Genomic DNA, 21,306 nt, shown 5'->3' with positions numbered 1-21,306 from the left:
GCAGTTTATGCTCCACGCTTCCTCCCCACGCTCGGTCGCCCTCACGCAGTTGCGCTTCACTTCGTTCGTCGTGATCAACTTACGGCGGGACTTACACCCGCAGGAGTGCGCCCGTGCCGGGCGCACATGAAAAAGCCCCGCCTGGGCGGGGCTTTTTTGCTGCCATCGGCGCAGCGATCAGGCACGCATCGTCTTGAGCGCGGCGTTGAAGGTCGGGCTCGGACGCATCACCGCCTTGCACTTGTCGGCGTCGGCCTTGTAGTAGCCGCCGATATCGGCCGGTTTTCCCTGCACCGACGCGAACTCGGCGACGATAGTCGCTTCGCTGTCGGTCAGCGTCTTGGCCAGCTTGGCGAAGTGCGCGGCCAGTTCGGCGTCTTCCTTCTGCGCCGCGAGTTCCTGCGCCCAGTACATGGCGAGATAGAACTGCGAACCGCGGTTGTCGAGTTCGCCGGTCTTCGGCGACGGCGACTTGCGGTTGTCGAGGAGCTTGCCGGTAGCGGCGTCGAGCGTCTTGGCCAGCAGCTTGGCGCGGGCGTTGCCTTCCTTGATGCCGAGTTCTTCCAGCGATACGGCCAGGGCCAGGAACTCACCGAGCGAATCCCAGCGCAGGTGGTTTTCCTGCGTCAGTTGCTGGACGTGCTTCGGTGCCGAACCGCCGGCACCGGTCTCGTACATGCCGCCGCCGTTCATCAGCGGGACGATCGACAGCATCTTGGCCGAGGTGCCGAGTTCCATGATCGGGAACAGGTCGGTCAGGTAGTCGCGCAGGATGTTGCCCGTGACCGAAATCGTGTCCAGGCCGCGGGCGACGCGCTCGAGCGTGTAACGCATGGCGCGCACCTGGGACATGACGTGGATTTCCAGGCCGCTGGTGTCGTGATCCTTGAGGTAGACATTGACCTTCTTGATCAGCTCGGCTTCGTGCGGACGGTAGGGGTCGAGCCAGAAGACGGCCGGCATGCCGGAGTTGCGGGCACGGGTGACGGCGAGCTTGACCCAGTCGCGGATCGGCGCGTCCTTGACCTGGCACATGCGCCAGATGTCGCCGGCTTCGACGTTCTGCGTCAGCAGGACTTCGCCGCTGTCGATATCGACGATGTTGGCGATGCCGTCCTCGGCGATTTCAAAGGTCTTGTCGTGCGAACCGTATTCTTCGGCCTGCTGGGCCATCAGGCCGACGTTCGGCACGGTGCCCATGGTGCGCGGATCGAAGTTGCCGTGCCACTTCATGAAATTGATCATTTCCTGATAGATGCGGGCGAAAGTCGATTCCGGCATCACGCACTTGCTGTCGTACTGCTTGCCGTCGGCGCCCCACATCTTGCCGCCGGCACGCATCATCGCCGGCATCGACGCATCGACGATGATGTCGTTCGGCGAATGGAAATTGGTGATGCCCTTGGCCGAATCGACCATCGCCAGACGCGGACGATGTTCCTGGCAGGCGTGCAGGTCGCGGATGATCTCGTCGCGCTTCGATTCTGGCAACTGCTTGATCTTCTCGTAGAGGTCGACCATACCGTTGTTGACGTTGATGCCCAGCTCGTCGAAGGTCTTGGCGTGCTTCTCGAAGGCTTCCTTGTAGTAGATCTTGACGCAGTGGCCGAAGACGATGGGGTGCGAGACCTTCATCATCGTCGCCTTGACGTGCAGCGAGAACAGGATGCCGGCCTGGCGGCAGTCTTCCAGCTCCTGCTCGTAGAAGTCGCAGAGCGCCTTCTTGCTCATGAACATGGAGTCGATGATCTCGCCTTCGAGCAGCTTCACTTCCGGTTTCAGGACGCTGACCTTGCCGCCCTTGGCGATCAGCTCCATGCGCACGCGGCGGGGCTTGTCGAGGGTCAGCGACTTTTCGCCGTGATAGAAGTCGCCGCCGTGCATGTGCGAGACATGGGTCTGCGACCACTGCTTCCACTCGCCCATCGAATGCGGGTGCTTCTTGGCGTAGTTCTTGACGGCTGCCGGCGCGCGGCGGTCGGAGTTACCTTCGCGCAGCACCGGATTGACGGCGGAACCGAGGCACTTGTTGTAGCGCAGGCGGATCGCTTTTTCTTCATCGCTTGCCGGATTTTCCGGGAAATCGGGCAGAGCGTAGCCCTTTTCCTGAAGTTCCTTGATGCAGGCCTTCAACTGGGCGACCGACGCCGAGATGTTGGGCAGCTTGATGATGTTGGTTTCGGGTTCGAGACACTTCTTGCCGAGTTCGCCGAGGGTGTTCGGCAGGCGCTGCGCTTCCGTCAGGTATTCGGGAAACTCGGCGATGACGCGGGCCGATACCGAAATGTCGGCCTTCTCGATGGTGATCCCGGCAGGCGCCGTGAACGTGCGGATAACCGGCAGGAAGGCGCACGTTGCCAACAGCGGCGCCTCGTCGGTAAGCGTATAGATGATCTTGGATTCCTCTGCAGACATGCTAACTAACCCCTTTGCGATGGCTTTTATCAATATGCGGGTGAAGCTTAGCTCGACACCCTTGCGCGGTGCTTACGAAACCCTGGGAGTATCCGCAACGCCAGCCGATCGGTCAACCGGTGAAACAGCATTTCATATTGCGCAGCGGGCTGCTGCAAACGGTGCCGATGCTAGAATCGAGCGCACTTCCGGGGGAATGGACGATGAAGATTTCGGTCGGTCTTTACGGCACCAACGCGCACCAGATTGCGCTCGCGCTGATCCAGGGCTTCAACCGGCACTATTCGCTGTTCCGCCAAACCTGCTACGAAGCCAAGACGCGTTTCGAACAAGGCGACTGGCTCGGAGTGCACCGCGCGGTCAAGGAACGCATCCGCTTCTACGACGACCGCGTCGACGAATGCGTCGATCGCCTGCGCAGCGAGTTCGACGCCCGCAACATCGACGACAGCGTCTGGCAGCAGGTCAAGCTGCTCTACATCGGCTTGCTGCTCAACCACAAGCAGCCGGAGCTGGCGGAAACCTTCTTCAATTCAGTGACCACCAAGATTCTCGACCGGACCTATTTCCACAACGATTTCCTGTTCGTCCGGCCGACCATCTCGACGGAAAACCTCGAAGCCGACAGCGATCCGATCTACCGCAGCTACTACGCCAAGGCCAGCGGCCTGCGCGGCGCGATCCGCGAGATCGTCGGCGATTTCGGCTGGCAGCGCCCTTTCGCCAACCTCGAACGCGACGTCGACTACGTCTACCACAGCATCCGTCGCTACCTGAAGGAGATGCCGCGGCGCGAGGTCAACTTCCAGATTCAGGTACTCGGTTCCGCCTTCTACCGCAACAAGGCGGCCTACATCATCGGCAAGGCGGTCAACGGGGCGCTTGAATACCCTTTCGCCATTCCCGTGCTGCACGATGCTGAAGGACGCCTCTACCTCGACACCGTGCTGCTCGACGCCTGGCGTATCGGCTTGCTGTTCTCGCTGTCGCGCGCCTATTTCATGGTCGACATGGAGGTGCCGTCAGGCTACGTGCAGTTCCTGCGCTCGATCATGCCGAACAAGCCGCGCTCCGAAATCTACGTCATGCTCGGCCTCGGCAAGCAGGGCAAGACGATGTTCTTCCGCGACTTCATCTATCACCTGCACCACTCGGAAGACGAGTTCATCATGGCGCCCGGCATCCGTGGCCTGGTCATGCTGGTGTTCACGCTGCCCTCCTTCCCCTACGTGTTCAAGATCATCAAGGACATCTTCGGCAGTTCCAAGGAGATGGACCAGGCGACGGTCAAGAAGAAATTCCTGATGGTCAAGCAGGTCGACCGCGTCGGCCGGATGGCCGACACGCTGGAGTTCTCCAACGTGATGTTCCCGCTGAAGCGCTTCGACGACGAGGTGATGGACGAGCTGCGCCGGCTCGCCCCGTCCAAGTACGAGATCGACGGCGAGCAATTGATCATCAAGCACCTCTACATCGAGCGCCGGATGGAGCCGCTCAACATCCACCTCGAACGGATGGACAAGTCGAACAACCTGGCCGGGCTGGAACACGCGATCAAGGAATACGGCAGCACGATCCGTGAGCTGGCGCAGGCCAACATCTTCCCCGGCGACATGCTGTGGAAGAACTTCGGCGTCACCCGCTACGGCCGCGTCGTCTTCTACGATTACGACGAGATCGACTACATGACCGACATCAACTTCCGCAAGATTCCGCCGGCGCCGGACTTCGAGACCGAGATGTCGGGCGAGGTCTGGTACCCGGTCCACCGCGGCGATGTCTTTCCCGAGGAATTCGCCACCTTCCTGCTCGGTTCGCCGCAGGTGCGCAAGCTGTTCATGAAGCACCACAAGGACCTGCTGACGCCGGCCTTCTGGCAGGACGCCCAGGCCAAGATCCGGGCCGGCCACGTCGAGGATTTCTTCCCTTATCCGCAGGAATTGCGCTTCGTCAACTGCCGTCCCGGAAAGGACGAAAATGCCTGATGTCCGCGCTTTTCGACAGCAACCGATAAGTGATTGCTGACCAGTCACGTCAGCAATACTGATTGTTTCAAAATTAACAATCCACTTATCTTAGCCAGGAAAAATTAACCCTCGAATGACTTTCAGGCAAGGAGATCAAAATGCCGCTGACCCTGGCGGTTGCCCGTGAACGCAGCGACGGCGAAAGCCGCACCGCGCTCGTTCCCGAGACAGCCAAGAAGTTCGCCGCACTTGGCGCCCGCCTCCGCATGGAGCAGAGTGCCGGCGTGCAAAGCCACTTCCTCGACCCCGATTACATCGGCGTGGACTTCATGCCAAGCCTCGAAGGCAGCTATGCCGGCGCCGACCTGATCCTGCGCGTGACGCCGCCGTCGCTGGCCGAAATTGCCGCGATGCCGGAAGGCGCGGTGCTGATCGGGCTGTTGAAGCCCTACGAAGCGAAGGAACGGCTGGCGGCCCTCAACGCCCGCAAGATCACCGCCTTCTCGCTCGAACTGCTGCCGCGCATCTCGCGCGCTCAAAGCATGGACGCGCTGTCCAGCCAGGGCGCCTGTGCCGGCTACCAGTGCGGGCTGATCGCCGCCGCGCGCTGCACCAAGTTCTTCCCGATGCTGACCACCGCCGCCGGCACCATCCGCCCGGCGCGCGTGCTCGTCATCGGCGCCGGCGTCGCCGGCCTGCAGGCGATCGCCACCTGCAAGCGCCTCGGCGCCATGGTCGAAGCCTACGACGTGCGCGCAGCGGCCAAGGAGCAGATCGAATCGCTCGGCGCCAAGTTCGTCGATACCGGTGTCTCCGCCGACGGCGCCGGCGGCTACGCCCGCGAGCTGACTGCCGAGGAAAAGGCGGCGCAGGCCGAGAAGCTGGCCAAGGCGGTCGCCGCCGCCGACGTCGTGATCACGACGGCGGCGATTCCCGGCAAGAAGGCGCCGGTGATCGTCACCCGCGACATGGTCGGGCGCATGAAGTACGGCGCCATCATCGTCGACATGGCCGCCGAATCCGGCGGCAACTGCGAGCTGACGCAGCCGGGCGAACACGTCATCGCCAACGACGTGAACATCCACGGCCCGCTCAACCTGCCGTCGCGCATGCCGACGCACGCCTCCGAGCTGTACGCCAAGAACATCTACAACTTCCTCTCGCCGTGGATCAAGGACGGCGCCCTGAACATCGACTGGAGCGACGAGGTCGTCGCCGGCACCGTGCTCTGCCGCGACGGCGCGACGGTCCATGCCACGGTCAAGCAAATCCTGGGAGACGCCTGATGGACGGTCTGCTTGCGTTGTACATCTTCATGCTCGCCGCCTTCACCGGTTACGAGATCATCGCCAAGGTGCCAGTGATCCTGCACACGCCGCTGATGTCGGGGTCCAATTTCGTCCATGGCGTGGTGGTGGTCGGCGCGATGATCGCGCTCGGCCACGCCGAGACGCCGCTCGAACAGGCCATCGGCTTCTTCGCCGTGGCGCTCGGCGCCGCCAACGCGGCCGGCGGCTACGTGGTCACCGAACGCATGCTCGGCATGTTCAAGAAGAAGGAGGGAACGCAATGACCGCCCCCTTCTACGTCCAGGGCGCCTGGTTCGTCGGCGCCGCGCTCTTCATCTTCGGCTTGAAGGGCATGAGTTCGCCGGCCTCGGCGCGGCGCGGCATCGTCATCGCCGGTTACGGCATGCTGATCGCCATCGCCGCCACCTTCCTCGTTCCAGGCCTGCACAACCTCGGCCTGATCGCCCTCGCCCTGGTACTCGGCGGCGGCGCCGCCTGGATTTCCGGGCAGAAGGTGAAGATGACCGACATGCCGCAGATGGTCGCCATCTACAACGGCATGGGCGGCGGCGCGGCGGCGGCGATTGCCGCCATCGAGTTCGCCCGCGGCGACGCCCAGGGTCTGGTGACGACGACGCTCGCCGTGCTCGGCGCGCTGATCGGCGCTGTCTCCTTCACCGGCTCCTGCGTCGCCTGGGCCAAGCTGCAGGGCGTGCTCAGGAAGGCTTACCGCCTGCCGGCGCAGAACGCGGTCAATGTCACGCTGGCGGCGGTCGCCATCGGCCTCGGCCTGAGCATGATCGCCCTGGCGCCGGCGCAGCCGCAACTGATCATCGGCTTCTTCGTCGTCGCCCTGGTCCTTGGCCTGATCGTCACCCTGCCCATCGGCGGCGCCGACATGCCGGTGGTGATCTCGCTGTTCAACGCCTTCACCGGCCTCGCCGTCGGCTTTGAAGGCTACGTGCTCGGCAACCCGGCCTTGATCATCGCCGGCATCGTCGTCGGCGCCGCCGGCACGCTGCTCACCCAGTTGATGGCCAAGGCAATGAACCGGCCGCTATCGAACATCCTGTTCACGCCGATGGTCGCCTCCGGGCCCGGCGAAGCGATCAGCGGCACGATGAAGGAAGTCGGCGCGATCGACGCGGCGGCGATGATGCGCTACGCGTCCAAGGTCATCATCGTTCCCGGTTACGGCATGGCGGTAGCGCACGCCCAGCACAAGGTCTGGGAAATGACCGAGCTACTGGAAGAGGCCGGGGTCGAGGTGAAGTTCGCGATCCACCCGGTGGCCGGACGCATGCCGGGGCACATGAACGTCCTGCTGGCGGAAGCCGGCGTGCCCTACGACAAGATTTTCGACCTTGAGGAAATCAACGGCGAATTCGGCCAGGCCGACGTGGCGCTGGTGATCGGCGCCAACGACGTGGTCAATCCGAGCGCGCGTACCGACAAGGCCAGTCCGATCTACGGCATGCCGATCCTCGACGCCGACAAAGCGCAGAACGTGATCGTCATCAAGCGCGGCAAGGGCACCGGCTATTCGGGCGTCGAAAACGCTCTCTTCTACACCGACAACTGCCGCATGCTCTACGGCGACGCGCAACCGATGGCCGGTGAAATCATCCAGCAACTGAAATCGATGACTTGAGTGCGATACCGGCGCGGCGGCAATCTCCGTACAATGCGGGGATTACCGCCGCAACCGGCATTGGGAACTCGGCATGAAAAGACTTGATGATCTACTGATCCGGGGCTGCGCTGGCGCCGCCCTGCTCCTCTGGGCCTGGTCGCTCGCCTCGCCCGGCATTTCCGGACATTGGTTCTTGCTCATCGCGCTCCTGCTGATTGCCGCGGCGATCCTCTCGATCACCGAACGCGAAAGCTGGAAGACCAGGCAGCAGGGCTACGTCAAGGAACTGACGCAGGTGATGTCCGAGTATCAGGTGCTGTCGGACGAAGCGATGGCGCACGCCGAACTGCAGTTCTCGTCGCTGGAGACGGAGATGCAGGAAGCCAAGGCGCTGATCCGCGATTCGGTGAACCGGATCAGCGGCAGCCTGACCGGTCTCGAATCGCAATCCAACGACCAGCGCCACATCCTGCAGTCGCTGATCGACGAGATGCTCAGCGTGACCGGCTCGGACGACAGCCACGCCGCCGAACAGGCCGGCCTGCAGCGCTTTTTCGCCGAAACCAACAACCTGATCGGCGAATTCGTCGGCAAGATGGAACAGTTGCGTACCACCAGCCAGGGCGTTGCCGAAAGCTTCGGCCAGATGCAGGACAAGGTGGCCCGCATCACCGGCACGCTCAACGACATTTCCGGCATCACCAAGCAGACCGACCTGCTGGCGCTCAACGCCGCGATCGAAGCCGCCCGCGCCGGCGAGGCCGGCCGTGGCTTCGCCGTCGTCGCCGACGAGGTGCGCTCGCTGGCAGCGCGTACCGGCGAATTCAACGTCGATATCCGCACCGCCCTCGACGACATCCTGAAATCGCTGCGCGACGTCGGCGAACGGGTCAATGTCGCCAGTCACATCGACCTCAGCGTCGCCGACCGCTCGCGGGCGACGCTGGAGGACCTCGGCCGCGAACTGATCGAACTGACCGAGAAGGCGCGCGAGCACTCGACCAACATCACCTCGATCACCGAGCGCATGCGCGACCTGACGCTCGACGGCGTGATGGCGATGCAGTTCGAGGACATCGTCAACCAGATGATCACCCGCATCAGCCAGCGCACCGAGAACGTCGGCACCTACATGCACGCCTTCCTCAGCCTGCACAACGACCGCGACGAAAACGACGGCGTCCAGCGTTTCCGCAAGCGCAGCCAGCACCTGGTGCAGTTGCTCGTCGATTCGCACGTCAAGACCGACGCCTTGCGTTCGCGCACCATCCAGAGCGGAACGGGAAGCAGCGGCGAAGGCGACATCGAGATGTTCTGACGCCAGGCCCCGGAAATTCCACCCCGAACACAGGAAGCCGCGAACGAGACATGGACCTTCCCACCCTACTGGAAAGCTTCGGGGAAAAAACGGTAATCACCGTCACCGGCCTGCTGATCGGCATCCTGTTCGGCATCTTTGCCCAGCGCTCGCGTTTCTGCCTGCGCTCGGCGGTCATCGAGTTCTGGCGCCGGGAAAGCGACGGCCGCCTGGCGATCTGGCTGTTCGCCTTCGCCGCCGCCGTGGTCGCCACCCAGGCGGCAATCCTCGCCGGCTGGCTCGACGTCTCGCAGGCCCGCCAGCTATCGGCGCGCGGCAGCCTGTCCGGCGCCCTGATCGGCGGCCTGCTGTTCGGCATCGGCATGATCCTCGCCCGCGGCTGTTCGTCGCGCATGCTGGTGCTGGCCGCCAACGGCAACCTGCGCGCCCTGCTCACCGGCCTGATCTTCGCGGTCACCGCCCAGGCATCGCTGAGCGGCCTGCTCTCGCCGCTACGCAACTGGCTGTCGGGTCTGTGGACGATCGAGGGCAGCGCCCGCGACCTGCTGGTCAGCGCCCACCTCGGCAATCTCGGCGGCCTGCTCTTCGGCCTCGCCTGGCTGGCGGCGGCGATCGTCTTCGGGCGCCGCGCCCGCCTCGGCTTCCGCGAATGGAGTTGCGCGATCGGCGTCGGGCTGAGCGTCGCTCTCGCCTGGCTGTGCACCTTCGTCATCGGCAGCCACGCCTTCGAGGTGATGCCGGTGCAGAGCCTGAGCTTCACCGGCCCCTCGGCCAACGTGCTGATGCTGGTGCTGTCGCCGCCCGGCCAACCCTGGGATTTCGACATCGGCCTGGTGCCCGGCGTGGTGCTGGGTTCCTTCCTTGCCGCATTGTGGGGCCGCGAACTGAAACTGGAAGGCTTCAAGGACGGCCACAGCATGCGCCGCTACATCGCCGGCGCCCTGCTGATGGGTTTCGGCGGCATGCTTGCCGGCGGCTGCGCGGTCGGTGCCGGGGTTTCCGGCGCGGCAATCTTCGCGCTCACCGCCTGGCTGGCGCTGATCGGCATGTGGGGTGGCGCCGGTCTTGCCGACAAGCTGATCGACGGACCGGCGCGCCGCAACGCGACGCCCCGGCCGTGATTCAATCAACCATTGGCCGCCGGCTTGCGCCAGCCGATCGCGGTATAGACGAGCACCGCCGTCCCGATCAGGCCGAGACCGAAAACCAGCGCGATCAGGAACCAGTCGGCCGGCCCGCCGGCATCGGTGAAGCCGGACGACGAGACCTTGGCCATCAGCACCAGCGCCAGCACGCCACCGAGCAGGCCGGCGAGTTCGGCACGCACCAGGCGCTTCGAATTGATGCTTTTCTCCTTGACCAACAGGGCAATGAAGGCAGCCGTGCCGGCAATGATGACGAGCAACATCAGCCACAGCAGCGGCCCCAGCATTTCCTGGAAGACAGCGAGGAAAACCAGCGGATCGAGTTCTTTCATCGTTTGACTCCTTCGAAAATCAGGCGCGACCGCGCAGCATGCTGATATAGGTTGGCTTCAGGGCCATCGTCTTCATCACCCAACTGATCCACAACTCTTCGAGCGGCGCGATGACGCCCGGGAAAGACGGCGTCAGGTTGTCCTTGTAGTCGAACTCGATCAGCATCGCCTGGCCGAGACGGGTGATCAGCGGGCACGAGGTGTAACCGCCGTAATGCGCCGACGATTCCTTGCCCTCGATCTGCGCGACCAGATGATCTACCGCCACCGGCACCTGCCACTTGACGCTCGCCGCGGTCTTGCCTTTGGGCACGCCGGCGACGTCGCCGACGGCGAAGACATTGTCGAAACGCTTGTGCCGCAGCTTGTGCTTGTCGACCTCGATCCAGCCGTCGTTGGCCCAGCCGCCTTCCTGCCAGCGCAACGGGCTGTTGCGCACGGCGTCCGGCGCCCGCATCGGTGGAATCACGTTGATGAAGTCATACTGCAATTCGACCGGGCCGAGCGCCGTCTTGAACACCGCAAGGCGCTTGCCGAGGTCGATCGATTCCAGGATGCGCTCGTAATTGACCTTGACGCCGCGGTCTTCGAACAGCATGCGGACCTTCTCATGGACGATGGGCACCGAGAACAAGGCCTTGTTGTTGGCGTTGTAGATCAGCTCGGCCTTGCCGCGGTTGCCGCGGCGGCGCAGATAGTCGTCGGTGATGAAGGTGTATTTGAGCGGCGCCCCGGCGCACTTCATCTCGGTGCCCGGGCGCAGGAAGACGCCGACGCCACCGTTGTCGGCGAAGTTCGACATGGCGCGCCAGGTGGCTTCGGCCTTGGCCGGGCTGTGATAGATGCTGCCCAGCCCGTTGTTGCCGATCTGCTCGACATCCATGCCAGCAATCGCCGCGTAGTCCAGTTTGCAACCGGTGGCGACGATCAGATAATCGTAGGCGATGGACTTGCCGCCGGTGGTGACGATCTTCCTGCCCTCGGGATCGAACTCGGCGACGCCCTCCTCGATCAATTCGACGCCGGCCAGCAGGTAATCGCGGGTTGCCGAAACGACGTAGGAAGCCGGTTTGATGCCGGAACTGACGAGGGTGAAACCGGGCTGGTAGAAATGTTCCTTGCGCGCGTCTACCAGCGTGATCTTCGCCCCTTCCAGGCGGGCAGCGAGTTGCGAGGCTGCCGCCAGACCGGCCGCCCCGGCACCGGCGATGACGATGTTCGCACTCGTCCTGACACGCGGCGCGGCCTGCGCCGCCGCCGGGCGGAGCAGGATCGCCCCGGCGCCGGCCGCCCCCAATGTCAGGAATGCGCGACGGTCGATGCCTCCCTTGACCGTCTGCGCAATGCATTGTTCAAGCACATCTTTTTTCATCTTGTCTCCTTCCCCATGTGAGACGCCGCAGCGCCGAATAAAACACTATTTCATAATATGCTTAAATAACCACCCCAAAAAAAGCCCTACCCGAAGGTCGGACCGCTCACGCAATCAACGCGGGAAGTACATTTTTTCCCGGTCGAGTTTGTAGCTCCACGGCAGGTCGGCGTTACGCCAGCCGTTGACGATGCGCTGTCCCTTTTTCGCACCATCGCTGGCCCGATCACCCTCGAATCCCTCAACCACACTATAGACCTTGGCGTAACCGGCAGCGAGCAAGCGATCGGCAGCCTTGGAACTGCGGTCGCCGGAGCGGCACATCAGGATCACCGGTGCGTCCTTGCCCAGGCCCAGCGCCTGCATGCGGCGATCGATCTCGGCGACGAAATCCTGGTTCGGCTCCAGCTTGTACATGGTCCGCTTGTCGTCCCAGTCGGTCATGATTTCCTGATGCTCGACGAAGGGCACCAGGGCATCGACGGTGCTTGCCATGCCGACATACATGGCTTCGGCGCGGGTGCGAATGTCGAAGAAGCCGACGCCTTTCGGATTGGCGGTTTTCATCTCCAGCGCCTGCTGCGGCGTCAGGTAGAGGCCGGCCTTGCTCACCTTGATTTCCGGCAGCTTGCTCCAGTCGGTCGAACCCGGCGCCCAGTCGGCGGCCAGGCTCAGGGTGGAAAAGGCCAGCGCCAGGCCGGCCACGGCAAATTTCATGGTTTTCATAGGGCGATCCCCGGATTGCCGTCGGCTCCCTTGAGCTTGGGCATGTTGAGTTGAACAGGCTTGAGTGTCTTGACGTCGCGCAGGTAGCGGGCGACCAGTTCCCAGATCGGCTCGCCGGCATCCTTCGCTTCTTCCGAGACCGGCGCCCAGCCGGCGACCTTGTAGGTCCTGGCGGGGTCGATCAACTGGCCGCGCAGCATCATGTTGCTGATGCGCTGGCCGGCCTTGGCGGTCGGGTCGCAGGTGTACTGCAGGCCGCCGACGCGCACCATGTCCCCGCCCTGCTGGTAGTAGGGATCGGGATTGAACAGGTTGTCGCAGACGTCTTCGAGCACGGTCTTGATCATCTCGCCGCTCATGTTGCTCACCGTCGTCCACGGATAGGTGATCGCCGTCTGGTCGAGCACGTGCTCCATCAGGATCGGCTGCCCGGGCAGCAGCGAGGTGCCCCAACGGAAGCCGGGCGAGAAGGCGATTTCGGCGTCCTTTTCCTTGATCAGCGCATCGACGATGACCTGGTCGAAAGTGCCATTGAAGTTGCCGCGGCGATACAGCGTGCCTTCACTGATGGCCAGTTGCTCGTTGAGCTTGCCGAGGTAAGGCGCGCGGACCTTGTCGATCAGCGCCTGCATCGCCGGGTCGGCGGGCAGCAGGTTGGCGAAGACCGGCAGCAACTTGTAGCGGTAGCCGGCGATCTTGCCGTTCTTGACGTCGAAGTCGAGGACGCCGAGGTACTTGCCGTTGGAACCGGCGTTGGTGACCAGGGTCTGGCCGCCGGCATTCTTGACGATGACCGGCGCCGGCATGCCGTCGTGGGTGTGACCGCCCATGATGGCGTCGATGCCGCGCAGGCGCGAGGCCATCTTCAGGTCGACGTCCATGCCGTTGTGCGACAAGACGACGACGACCTGGGCGCCCTTGGCGCGTGCTTCGTCGACCACCGCCTGCATGTTCTCTTCCTGGATGCCGTAGCTCCAGTTCGGCACCTGCCAGCGCGGGTTGGCAATCGGCGTGTAGGGGAAAGCCTGGCCGACGATGGCGACCGGCACGCCGTTCATGTTCTTGATCACGTAGGGCTTGAACACCGGATCGCCGAAATCGGCGGTCTTGACGTTCTGGGCGACGATGTCGACGACGCCGGCGAAGTCCTTCTCCTCGATTTCCTTGACCCGCGCCTCGCCATAGGTGGCTTCCCAGTGCAGGGTCATGACATTGACGCCGAGCGCCTTGCAGGCGTCGACCATGTCCTGGGCGTTGGTCCACAGCGCGGTGCCGGAACCCTGCCAGGTGTCGCCGCCGTCGAGCAGCAGCGCCCCCGGATTGCGCGCCTTCATGCGCTTGACCAGCGTCGCCAGGTGGGCGAAGCCGCCGACCTTGCCGTAGGTTTCGGCGGCCTTCTCGAAATTCAGATAGGTGTAGGCATGCGCCTCGATGCTGTTCGGCTTGAAACCGAAGTGCTTGAGCAGCTTGTCGCCGACCAGGTGCGGCACCTTGCCGAACTGGTCGCCGAAACCGAGATTGACGCTCGGCTCACGAAAATAGATCGGATTGAGCTGGGCGTGGCAGTCGGTGATGTGCAGCAGGCTGACGTTGCCGAACTTAGGCAGGTCGTACAGCTTGCCGGCCCCCTTTTCGGCCAGCGCCAGTTCGCTGTGCAAGGACATGCCGCCAGCGGCGGCCACTGCCAGCACCTGGAGAAACTCTCGACGATTCATGCTCATGAATTGATTCCCTGAAAGAAAAGCCCGGCGGGAATCCGCCGGGCTGGGTCACATCGGTTTTACTTTTTATTGACCGGCGACTGGGGATCGAACAGATAAGCCATCAGATCCTTCATCTGCTTTTCGGTCAGGATTTCCGCGTCGCCATTGCGCGGCATGTTGCTGCAAGCGTTGAAGGCTTTGGCGTTGTAGATCTTGCCCCAGGTGTACTTGACGATGTCGTCGCCGTTGCCGCGGGTCTTGCCATACTCGAGCAGGCTGGGGCCGATGGTGCCGTAGGAGACTTCGTGGTGGCTCATCTGGTGGCAGTTGTAGCAGCCACCGCCGTTGTTGTACGGCGTCTTGTCGGTCCAGGTCAGGCCGCGACCGTCAACGGCGATCTTTTCACCGGCCTTCCAGTCGCCAAAGTACTTGCCGTCGGCCGGATAGCGAATGGTCTTCAACTGCTCTGCCTCGATCTTCGCCTGAACTTCCTTGGCCGGCGGCTTGTCCTGCGAGCAGGCCTTCTGCAGATCGAGCTGATACATCCGGTGTTTGGCGGCGATACCGTTAGTCTTGAACGAACGGTCCATCATCGCCTTGAACTCGGCGTAGGTGTCCTCGCTGGCGGCCCAGGCCGTCGGCAAGGCTGCCAGCAGGAGGGCGAGTGTGGTGAGTTTCTTCATCTTCGTCTCCTTAGCGCTTGATGCCGGGGGTCACGACCTTGCCGCCGTTGCCGTTGGCCGCCAGATAGACGGACAGGGCGATGGTCACGTCGGAGCCGTAGATCGGCTCGGCGGTCCGTTGCTGCCGGAAGCAGTCGTTGAGCCGGTGCTGCATGGTCCAGAACTGACCGTTCGACACCCGGTAGGCCGGCCAGCTCCCCCAGCCGGCGGCAGCGCCGGCATTGGTGCGCAAATCCGGCAGTTCCTGCATGCGGATGCGCTTGCCCTGGTCACCGTGACAGGTGGCGCAGGAGAAATCCATCGGCCCGGCGCGGTAGTAGAAGGCCATCTTGCCCATCTCGTACATCTGCTTCATGGCGGGCGGACGCATGTCGACCTTGATCTTGTGGCCGTTCGACTGGGTCACGACATAGGCGACCAGGGCCGCCATCTTCTCGCGTTCGCCCTTCAGCCATTTGGCCTTGACGACTTCCTGAGGATCGATCCCCTGCAGGGTTTCCATGCAGGTCATCAGACGCGTCTCGAGGTCCTGGACCTTGCCGGTATCCTTGAAATAGCGCGGCAGCTGGGCGCTGGCGCCCTTGACGACGCCAGGGCCGAGCCCGAGGTCGCAGCGTTCCAGGGTCGCGTTCTTCGGTCCGCGCGCGGTCTTCCACAACTCCTCGCCTTCGGCGGCGACCAGTTCGGAAGGATTGCCGTCCGCCAGGGCATCGCGGTATTCGTTGATGCCATCCAAGAGCTTGGCGCTCGTATCTTCTGCCTGCGCCTGCCCGACAATGGACACGACGAGTGCCAGGGCCAGTGTTTTCAGCCGGTTGTTCATGAACTCCTCCGTTGCATGGTTAAGCGTAGGCCGGTCGCGCTCTGCGTCGCTTCGCCGGCATCGGTACAGGCCGGCCACCCCCGGACCTGTACCGTCCCGTCAGGGTATCAGGCGATGGCCACCTCGTCGGTGCGGGATTCCCCCTTGTTGTCCTTCCAGGACACGGCCAGCTTGTCGCCGGCGGCGCCACCCTTGAAACGGAAGGCCAGGTAGGGGTTCTTCGAAACGGCGGTACCGAACTCGCCGGAAAGAACCACCTTGCCATTGTGCGTGGCAGTGATTTCGGTGATGAACCAGGCCGGGATCACGGCGCCGTTGGCGTCCTTGCGCTGGCCGGTTTCCATTTCGTGGGCGATCAGGGCCTTGACTTCGGTAACGCCATCCTTGACGGAGGCACGGATTCGCATGGGCTTAGTTGCCATTTATCTATCTCCTTGAATTCCAGTATGGGGATCAGCCGCCGCAGCCGCCGAGGGTGACCTTGATTTCCTTGGTCGCCACGAAGAACTTGTCGCCGGCCTTGACCAGCGCGTAGATGTTCGAGGTCTGCCCCATCTTGACCCGGGTCTGGACATTGGCTTCCGTGCCGGCCGGCAGGGTGAAGCTGGCGGCCAGGGCATTCGGGTTCTTCTCGATCAGGATCGCCATCAGCGTCGTTCCCGGAATGGCCGAGGTAACGCCAACCGGCACCACGGCACCGTTTTCAGCGATGTCCGGACCGGTCACCTGGACCTCCTTGCTGTCGGTCGGTTGTGCCGCACCGAGCGCCTTCAGGGTGTCGGCCATGCTCTTCGCTTCGAAGGCGGCCTTGTTCCACTCGGCCAGGGCGATACCCGGCTTGATGATGCCGGCCGCAGCCAGCGCGCCGAGCACGGCAGCGCCGGTCCCGGTTTTCAGTACATTGCGACGTTGATTGTTCATGACTTCTCCTCTCTAAATTGGGAATACGGCTTCCCTGCCTGATACCTTGCTCAATCGACGGTGCGCACGCCACGCACCGGTCCGAAACTGCGATTCTGCTCTTCCAGATTGCCGTGCGCGGTCCGGGCGTAATCCGGCAGCACGGAACCGACGCGCACTTCCTTCTTGCAGTTCTTCATGCACGCGACGTTCTTCACATCGGGCTTGCCACCGTTGCCGATACCGCCCTTGCTCGCCGGCGCGCCGGGCCACATGCCGTGGTCGGTGGTCATGCCGTTGCGGTTGGGCATCAGCTTCTGCACTTCGGCGATGTTCTGGTCCGAGAGCACGAAATCGGCCGGAACGATTTCCGCGAGATTGAGGAAGTAGGCAAGGATCGCATAGACTTCGTCCGGTTTCAGCGATTTCGGTTCCGTCCACGGCATCGCCCGATGAATGTAATCCCAGAGCGTGGAAATGGTCGACACCTTGGTGAAGGTCGTGCGCTGTGGAATGCTGTTGGTCAGGAAACCGCCGACTCGCCCATTGGCGATGTCTTCCTTGGTCGTCCCGCCGATCAAAGGCGTAAACACCTCGTTCGACTCACCGAAGGAACCATGGCAGGAAGCGCATTTTTCCTCGAACAGGTCGTTGCCACGCTGCACCCCACCCGAGCCCTTGGGCAGGCCCTTGAAATCCGGACGGACATCGATATCCCAGGCGGTCACTTCGGCCGCTGTCGCCTGCCGGCCCAGACCGTAGGTATCGACGGCCTGCGCACTCCAGGTCGCGCCGAGCAGAGCGAGCGCGAAGAGGGATTTAGAGAACCTGAACATTGCTGATCTCCCCGTTGGTATCGACCTTCCAGGTCTGGATGGCGTTGTTGTGATAGATCGACTTGGTGCCGCGCACTTCACGCAACTGACCGTAGGCCGGCTGGACGTAACCGGTCTCGTCGATGGCGCGCGACTGCAGCATTGCCGGCTTGCCGTCCCACACCCAATCGACGTTGAAACGGGTCAGCGCCTTATTCTGGACCGGACCTTCGATCCGTGCCGTCTTCCAGTTGATGCCGCCGTCGAAGGAGACATCGACCCGGGTGATCTTGCCGCGCCCCGACCAGGCCAGGCCGGTGACGTTGTAGAAACCCTTCTCGAGCAGACGCTGGCCGCCCGATGGCGTCGTGATCACCGACTTGCATTCCTGGATCGAGGTGTATTGGCGGTGCTTGCCGTCCGGCATCAGGTCGATGTAATGGACGGCTTCGTCCTTGGTCGCGTAGGGCTTGTCGCCGACTTCGATGCGACGCAGCCACTTGACCCAGGACACGCCCTGCACGCCGGGTACGACCAGACGCAGCGGATAACCGTTTTCCGGCCGCAGCATCTCGCCGTTCTGGCCGTAGGCAACGAAAACTTCGCCGTTCTCGACCATTTCCATCGGGATCGTCCGCGTCATCGACGAACCGTCGGCGCCTTCGGCAAGGACATAGCGGGCCTTCTTGTAATCGACGCCGCAATCCTCAAGCAGCAGGCGCAGCGGCACGCCGGTGAATTCGGAGCAGGACAGCATGCCGTGCGTGTATTGCACGGTCGGCACCGCGACGTTGCCCCATTCGAGGCCGGTGTTGGCACCGCATTCGATGAAGTGGATGCGCGACACCGACGGCAGGCGCATCAATTCATCCATGGTGTAGACCTTGGGCTTCTTCAGGAAAGCCGGGTCGGAGCCGTTGATCATCAGGCGGTGCTGCGCCGGATCGACATCGTGCCAGCCCTGGTGGTGGCGTTCGAAGTGCAGGCCGGACGGGGTGATGATCCCGAACAAGCCTTGCAGCGGCGCGAACGACACCGAGGCCTGGCCGACCCGGGTCAGCCCCGGCGATTCACGGCGCAACAGCTGGCTCTCGTACTTCGACGGCTGACCGTAGGGGTTCATTGCCACCGGCAAGCCCAGCGTGGTCGTCCAGCTCGGCAAGTTGAGAATCGCCGGATCGCCCTCGGCTGCCCGCGCCGCGATCGGCGCCGCGAGCGCCGCACCGGCGGCCAGGAAGCTCTTGCGCAGAAAATCCCGGCGCCCCGCGGCGACAGCCTTGACCTGCTCGTCGCTCAGGAAATTTTCCGGCGCTCGCTGCAGTCGCCCCGGTTGTTTCGAAAGATCACCCATAAAGTTCATCCCCTCCGCTTATGGACTTCAAGTATTGCCGCGCTCTACCGTCACCCCGAGGTGTTCGCCGATATCCCGACTGGCCACGCTGATGCTGACCGTGCGGCAAATATCGACGAAATTCGGATCGATGACTCGGTAGAACACGGAATTGCCGTCCCGACGCCGCCCCACGACCCCTGACCGATAAAGGATGTTGAGATGCCGGGAAATGTTCGCTTGTGTCAGACCAACCTGATCAACCACTTCATGAACGGGACGCTCCTCGCCGCACAGACAGGAAAGGATGCGCAAGCGTGTCGGATCGGCCAGCAAGCTGAAGTAATGCGCTACCTGATCGAAGAGTTGGCTTGTCTCGTCCATGTTGTTTTTGATCTAAGTCAAGCCCAATATATAACTGAGTGTCTATATAGTCAACAACTGATATTGTTGCAACGCAGCATGTATTTGGCGCAAAACTGCTATACCCTTGGCAACACGCAGATCACGGCGCACCACAGAAAATCCCGGATCCCGCGCCAAATCGACAACATCCCAGAGGAAGGAGAAGTCTCGATGAAACGACTCAAATCAACCGCTCTCGCCGCACTGCTGCTCGCCGCGGCAGCCGCGCACGCGGCAGACCCCAACCTTGGCCGCAATCTCGCCGCCACCTGCGCCAATTGCCACGGCACCGACGGCAAGGCCGTTCCCGGCAGCGGGCTCGACGCCCTGGCCGGCGAAAGCAAGGAAAAACTGCTGCAAAAGCTTGCCGATTTCAAGAGCGGCGACAAGCCGGCGTCGATCATGCACCAGATTTCGCGTGGCTATACCGACGAGCAGTTGCGCCTGATCGCCGAATACTTCGCGGCACAGAAATAAGGGGGAAACGACAATGATGCTGATGAAAAGACGCGACTTTCTCAAGATGAGCGCCACCGCTGGCGCCATGGCTTCGCTCTACGGCTGCGCTGCCGGCGCCAAGGCCGGCGGCCACGTCGTCGTGGTCGGCGGCGGCTACGGTGGAGCGACGGTTGCCAAGTACCTGCGCATGTGGAGCCAGGGCGGCGTCCAGGTGACTCTGGTCGAACGCAACCCGACCTTCATCTCCTGCCCGATTTCCAACCTGGTGATCGGTGGCGACAAGACGATGGAAGACATCACGGTCAGCTACGACAACCTGCGCAACAAATGGGGCGTGCGTGTGGTGCAGGACGAGGTGCTCGGCGTCGACACCGGCAAGCGCACTGTGACGCTGGCCAAGGGCGGCAGCTTGAGCTACGACCGCCTGGTCCTGTCGCCCGGGGTCGATTTCATGTTCGAACAGATTCCCGGCCTGAACAATGCAGCCACCCAGCAGAAAATCCTGCACGCCTGGAAGGCTGGTCCGCAGACCGTCGCCCTGCGCCAGCAACTGGAAGCGATGCCGGATGGCGGCGTCTACGCGATCGCCATCCCCAAGGCGCCGTACCGCTGCCCGCCCGGACCCTACGAGCGTGCCTGCCTGGTCGCCAACTACTTCAAGAAGGCAAAACCGAAATCAAAGGTCGTCATTCTCGACGCCAACGAGGACGTCCAGTCGAAAAAGCCGCTGTTCATGAAAGCCTGGGCCGATCTCTACAAGGGCATGATCGAGTACCGCAACAACAGCGAGGTGAAGGACGTCGAAGTCGCCAGCAACACGGCGATCCTCGAGTTCGATCAGTTCAAGGCCGACGTGCTCAACGTCATCCCGCCGATGCGGGCCGGCAATATCGCCGCCAAGTCGGGGCTGAAGCTGGTCAACAATCGCTGGGTGGACATCAACTGGCTGTCGATGGAATCGACCAGCACACCGGGCGTGCATGTCCTCGGCGACGCCATCTTCCCGGCCCCGACCATGCCCAAGTCGGGCCACATGGCGAACCAGCACGGCAAGCTGGCTGCAGCGGCAATCCTCAACCTGCTTGCCGGCCAGGAACCCAACCCGGCGCCGGTGGTGATGAACACCTGCTACAGCTTCGTCGATTCGAAAAACGTCATCCACGTCGCTTCGGTGCATCAGTACGATGCCGCGACCAAGCTGGTGCAACCGGTCAAGGGTGCGGGCGGCGTCTCGGCGGCGCGCAACGAACTCGAAGGCAAGGTGGCGCTGGCCTGGGCGAAGAACATCTGGGCCGACATGCTGGCCTGAACCTTCTCCGGTAACGCAAAACGGCCGCCCGCAGGCGGCCGTTTCATTTGGTGGCCGGCGTTCAATCGAGCGTCGCGATGTAGGCGGCGACGGCGTGCCGCTCGAGATCGGAGAGCTTGGAAGCGACCGTATGCATGACCGCGTTGTCGTTGGTCCGCTCACGGCTGTTGAACAGGCGCAATTGTTCCTCGGTGTAACGCGGATGCTGCCCGGCCAGGCGCGGCAGTTGCGGCGTGCCGTGCCCTTTGGCGCCATGGCAGCTCGAACAGGCGGGCAGACCGGTGAACTGGTTGCCGCGCTGGAAGACGAAGCGGCCGACGGCGACCAGATCGGCATCGGCGACTTCGCGCCCGGGCACCTGCTTGTTCTCGAAGAAACGCCCCAGCGCCTTCATGTCTTCCAGCGTCAGTTCTTCGGACTGCGGCTTCATCGTGTCGCTCTTGCGCTTGCCCGACTTGAAGTCGCCGAGCTGCTTGGCGATGTACTCCCAATGCTGCCCGGCCAGCCGAGGGAAGACCGCGCTGGCGGCTTCCCCTTCCATGCCGTGACAGAGGAAGCAACGCCCGCCGACGATTTCCTCGGCGCGCGCCATCGCCGCCGCATCCTGAGCGCTGGCTGCGCTGGCCAGCCCCACCGCGACAGCGAAACCTGCCGCAAATCTTGCCAATCCCTTCATTTGTCC

The 21,306-nt window shown here is 63.0% G+C and carries 21 protein-coding genes; 8 read left to right on the top strand and 13 right to left on the bottom strand.

The window, feature by feature from the left end; translation table 11 throughout:
• Nucleotides 1-177: 177 nt before the first annotated feature.
• The gene (locus ACLIIZ_RS11190) at nt 178-2,415 is read right to left on the bottom strand and encodes an NADP-dependent isocitrate dehydrogenase (RefSeq protein WP_416692198.1); all 2,238 of its coding nucleotides are present in this window, start codon (nt 2,413-2,415) and stop codon (nt 178-180) included.
• A 203-nt stretch (nt 2,416-2,618) separates the two neighbouring features.
• Between ACLIIZ_RS11190 and aceK the strand changes: the two genes are divergently transcribed.
• The 6 genes from aceK (at nt 2,619) to ACLIIZ_RS11160 (ending at nt 9,743) form a co-directional block, all read left to right on the top strand.
• Nucleotides 2,619-4,400 (top strand): bifunctional isocitrate dehydrogenase kinase/phosphatase, encoded by a 1,782-nt coding sequence (aceK, locus tag ACLIIZ_RS11185; RefSeq protein ID WP_416692197.1) that lies wholly within the window; start codon nt 2,619-2,621, stop codon nt 4,398-4,400.
• A 140-nt stretch (nt 4,401-4,540) separates the two neighbouring features.
• Nucleotides 4,541-5,668 carry an NAD(P) transhydrogenase subunit alpha gene (locus tag ACLIIZ_RS11180; RefSeq protein ID WP_416692195.1) on the top strand — a complete coding sequence of 376 codons (1,128 nt, stop codon included), beginning with the start codon at nt 4,541-4,543 and terminating at the stop codon, nt 5,666-5,668.
• On the top strand, nt 5,668-5,955 hold the full coding sequence (locus ACLIIZ_RS11175; protein ID WP_416692194.1) for an NAD(P) transhydrogenase subunit alpha part 2: 288 nt from the start codon (nt 5,668-5,670) through the stop codon (nt 5,953-5,955). Before ACLIIZ_RS11180 ends, ACLIIZ_RS11175 begins: the two co-directional genes overlap by 1 nt.
• A complete protein-coding gene (locus ACLIIZ_RS11170; protein WP_416692193.1) occupies nt 5,952-7,322 on the top strand; it encodes an NAD(P)(+) transhydrogenase (Re/Si-specific) subunit beta in 1,371 nt (456 codons plus the stop codon). Before ACLIIZ_RS11175 ends, ACLIIZ_RS11170 begins: the two co-directional genes overlap by 4 nt.
• Nucleotides 7,323-7,395: 73 nt before the next feature.
• Nucleotides 7,396-8,622: a methyl-accepting chemotaxis protein gene (locus ACLIIZ_RS11165; protein ID WP_416692192.1), complete on the top strand. Its 1,227-nt coding sequence runs from the start codon at nt 7,396-7,398 to the stop codon at nt 8,620-8,622.
• A gap of 50 nt (nt 8,623-8,672) precedes the next feature.
• A complete protein-coding gene (locus tag ACLIIZ_RS11160; protein WP_416692191.1) occupies nt 8,673-9,743 on the top strand; it encodes a YeeE/YedE family protein in 1,071 nt (356 codons plus the stop codon).
• A 5-nt stretch (nt 9,744-9,748) separates the two neighbouring features.
• On the opposite strand, the gene ACLIIZ_RS11155 is transcribed toward ACLIIZ_RS11160, so the two are convergent.
• The 11 genes from ACLIIZ_RS11155 to ACLIIZ_RS11105 all read right to left on the bottom strand — a co-directional run bounded on the left by ACLIIZ_RS11155 (nt 9,749) and on the right by ACLIIZ_RS11105 (nt 18,835).
• On the bottom strand, nt 9,749-10,099 hold the full coding sequence (locus ACLIIZ_RS11155) for a DUF5368 domain-containing protein (protein WP_416692190.1): 351 nt from the start codon (nt 10,097-10,099) through the stop codon (nt 9,749-9,751).
• Between the two features lie 19 nt (nt 10,100-10,118).
• Nucleotides 10,119-11,471 carry an NAD(P)/FAD-dependent oxidoreductase gene (locus ACLIIZ_RS11150; protein ID WP_416692189.1) on the bottom strand — a complete coding sequence of 451 codons (1,353 nt, stop codon included), beginning with the start codon at nt 11,469-11,471 and terminating at the stop codon, nt 10,119-10,121.
• Nucleotides 11,472-11,585: 114 nt separating this feature from the next.
• Nucleotides 11,586-12,197 (bottom strand): rhodanese-like domain-containing protein, encoded by a 612-nt coding sequence (locus ACLIIZ_RS11145; protein WP_416692188.1) that lies wholly within the window; start codon nt 12,195-12,197, stop codon nt 11,586-11,588.
• Nucleotides 12,194-13,918: a thiosulfohydrolase SoxB gene (soxB, locus tag ACLIIZ_RS11140; protein WP_416692187.1), complete on the bottom strand. Its 1,725-nt coding sequence runs from the start codon at nt 13,916-13,918 to the stop codon at nt 12,194-12,196. Before soxB ends, ACLIIZ_RS11145 begins: the two co-directional genes overlap by 4 nt.
• A 59-nt stretch (nt 13,919-13,977) precedes the next feature.
• Entirely contained in the window at nt 13,978-14,583 is a 606-nt protein-coding gene (gene soxX / locus ACLIIZ_RS11135; RefSeq protein ID WP_416692186.1) for a sulfur oxidation c-type cytochrome SoxX, read from the bottom strand.
• Nucleotides 14,584-14,593: 10 nt separating this feature from the next.
• Entirely contained in the window at nt 14,594-15,406 is an 813-nt protein-coding gene (gene soxA / locus ACLIIZ_RS11130) for a sulfur oxidation c-type cytochrome SoxA (protein WP_416692185.1), read from the bottom strand.
• Between the two features lie 107 nt (nt 15,407-15,513).
• Nucleotides 15,514-15,828, bottom strand: coding sequence for a thiosulfate oxidation carrier complex protein SoxZ (gene soxZ, locus ACLIIZ_RS11125; RefSeq protein ID WP_416692184.1), 315 nt, complete (start codon nt 15,826-15,828; stop codon nt 15,514-15,516).
• A 31-nt stretch (nt 15,829-15,859) separates the two neighbouring features.
• Nucleotides 15,860-16,327: a thiosulfate oxidation carrier protein SoxY gene (soxY, locus tag ACLIIZ_RS11120; RefSeq protein WP_416692183.1), complete on the bottom strand. Its 468-nt coding sequence runs from the start codon at nt 16,325-16,327 to the stop codon at nt 15,860-15,862.
• 50 nt (nt 16,328-16,377) lie between these two features.
• Nucleotides 16,378-17,142 carry a c-type cytochrome gene (locus ACLIIZ_RS11115; RefSeq protein ID WP_416692182.1) on the bottom strand — a complete coding sequence of 255 codons (765 nt, stop codon included), beginning with the start codon at nt 17,140-17,142 and terminating at the stop codon, nt 16,378-16,380.
• Entirely contained in the window at nt 17,126-18,472 is a 1,347-nt protein-coding gene (soxC, locus tag ACLIIZ_RS11110) for a sulfite dehydrogenase (protein ID WP_416692181.1), read from the bottom strand. Before soxC ends, ACLIIZ_RS11115 begins: the two co-directional genes overlap by 17 nt.
• Before the next feature lie 27 nt (nt 18,473-18,499).
• Entirely contained in the window at nt 18,500-18,835 is a 336-nt protein-coding gene (locus tag ACLIIZ_RS11105; RefSeq protein WP_416692180.1) for an ArsR/SmtB family transcription factor, read from the bottom strand.
• Nucleotides 18,836-19,027: 192 nt separating this feature from the next.
• Here ACLIIZ_RS11105 and ACLIIZ_RS11100 point away from each other — a divergent pair, with 192 nt between their 5' ends.
• Both ACLIIZ_RS11100 and ACLIIZ_RS11095 read left to right on the top strand, forming a co-directional pair.
• Nucleotides 19,028-19,333 (top strand): c-type cytochrome, encoded by a 306-nt coding sequence (locus ACLIIZ_RS11100; RefSeq protein WP_416692179.1) that lies wholly within the window; start codon nt 19,028-19,030, stop codon nt 19,331-19,333.
• Nucleotides 19,334-19,346: 13 nt separating this feature from the next.
• Nucleotides 19,347-20,624 (top strand): FCSD flavin-binding domain-containing protein, encoded by a 1,278-nt coding sequence (locus tag ACLIIZ_RS11095; protein WP_416692178.1) that lies wholly within the window; start codon nt 19,347-19,349, stop codon nt 20,622-20,624.
• 61 nt (nt 20,625-20,685) lie between these two features.
• Here the strand turns inward: ACLIIZ_RS11095 and ACLIIZ_RS11090 are convergent, their stop codons facing one another.
• Nucleotides 20,686-21,300 (bottom strand): c-type cytochrome, encoded by a 615-nt coding sequence (locus ACLIIZ_RS11090; RefSeq protein ID WP_416692176.1) that lies wholly within the window; start codon nt 21,298-21,300, stop codon nt 20,686-20,688.
• Between the last annotated feature and the right edge of the window lie 6 nt (nt 21,301-21,306).

This window comes from Azonexus caeni (assembly GCF_048146105.1).
Taxonomy (GTDB): domain Bacteria; phylum Pseudomonadota; class Gammaproteobacteria; order Burkholderiales; family Rhodocyclaceae; genus Azonexus; species Azonexus aromaticus_B.
The sequence above is the reverse complement of the archived record's forward strand: the minus strand, read 5'-3'. Positions and strand labels throughout refer to the sequence as shown.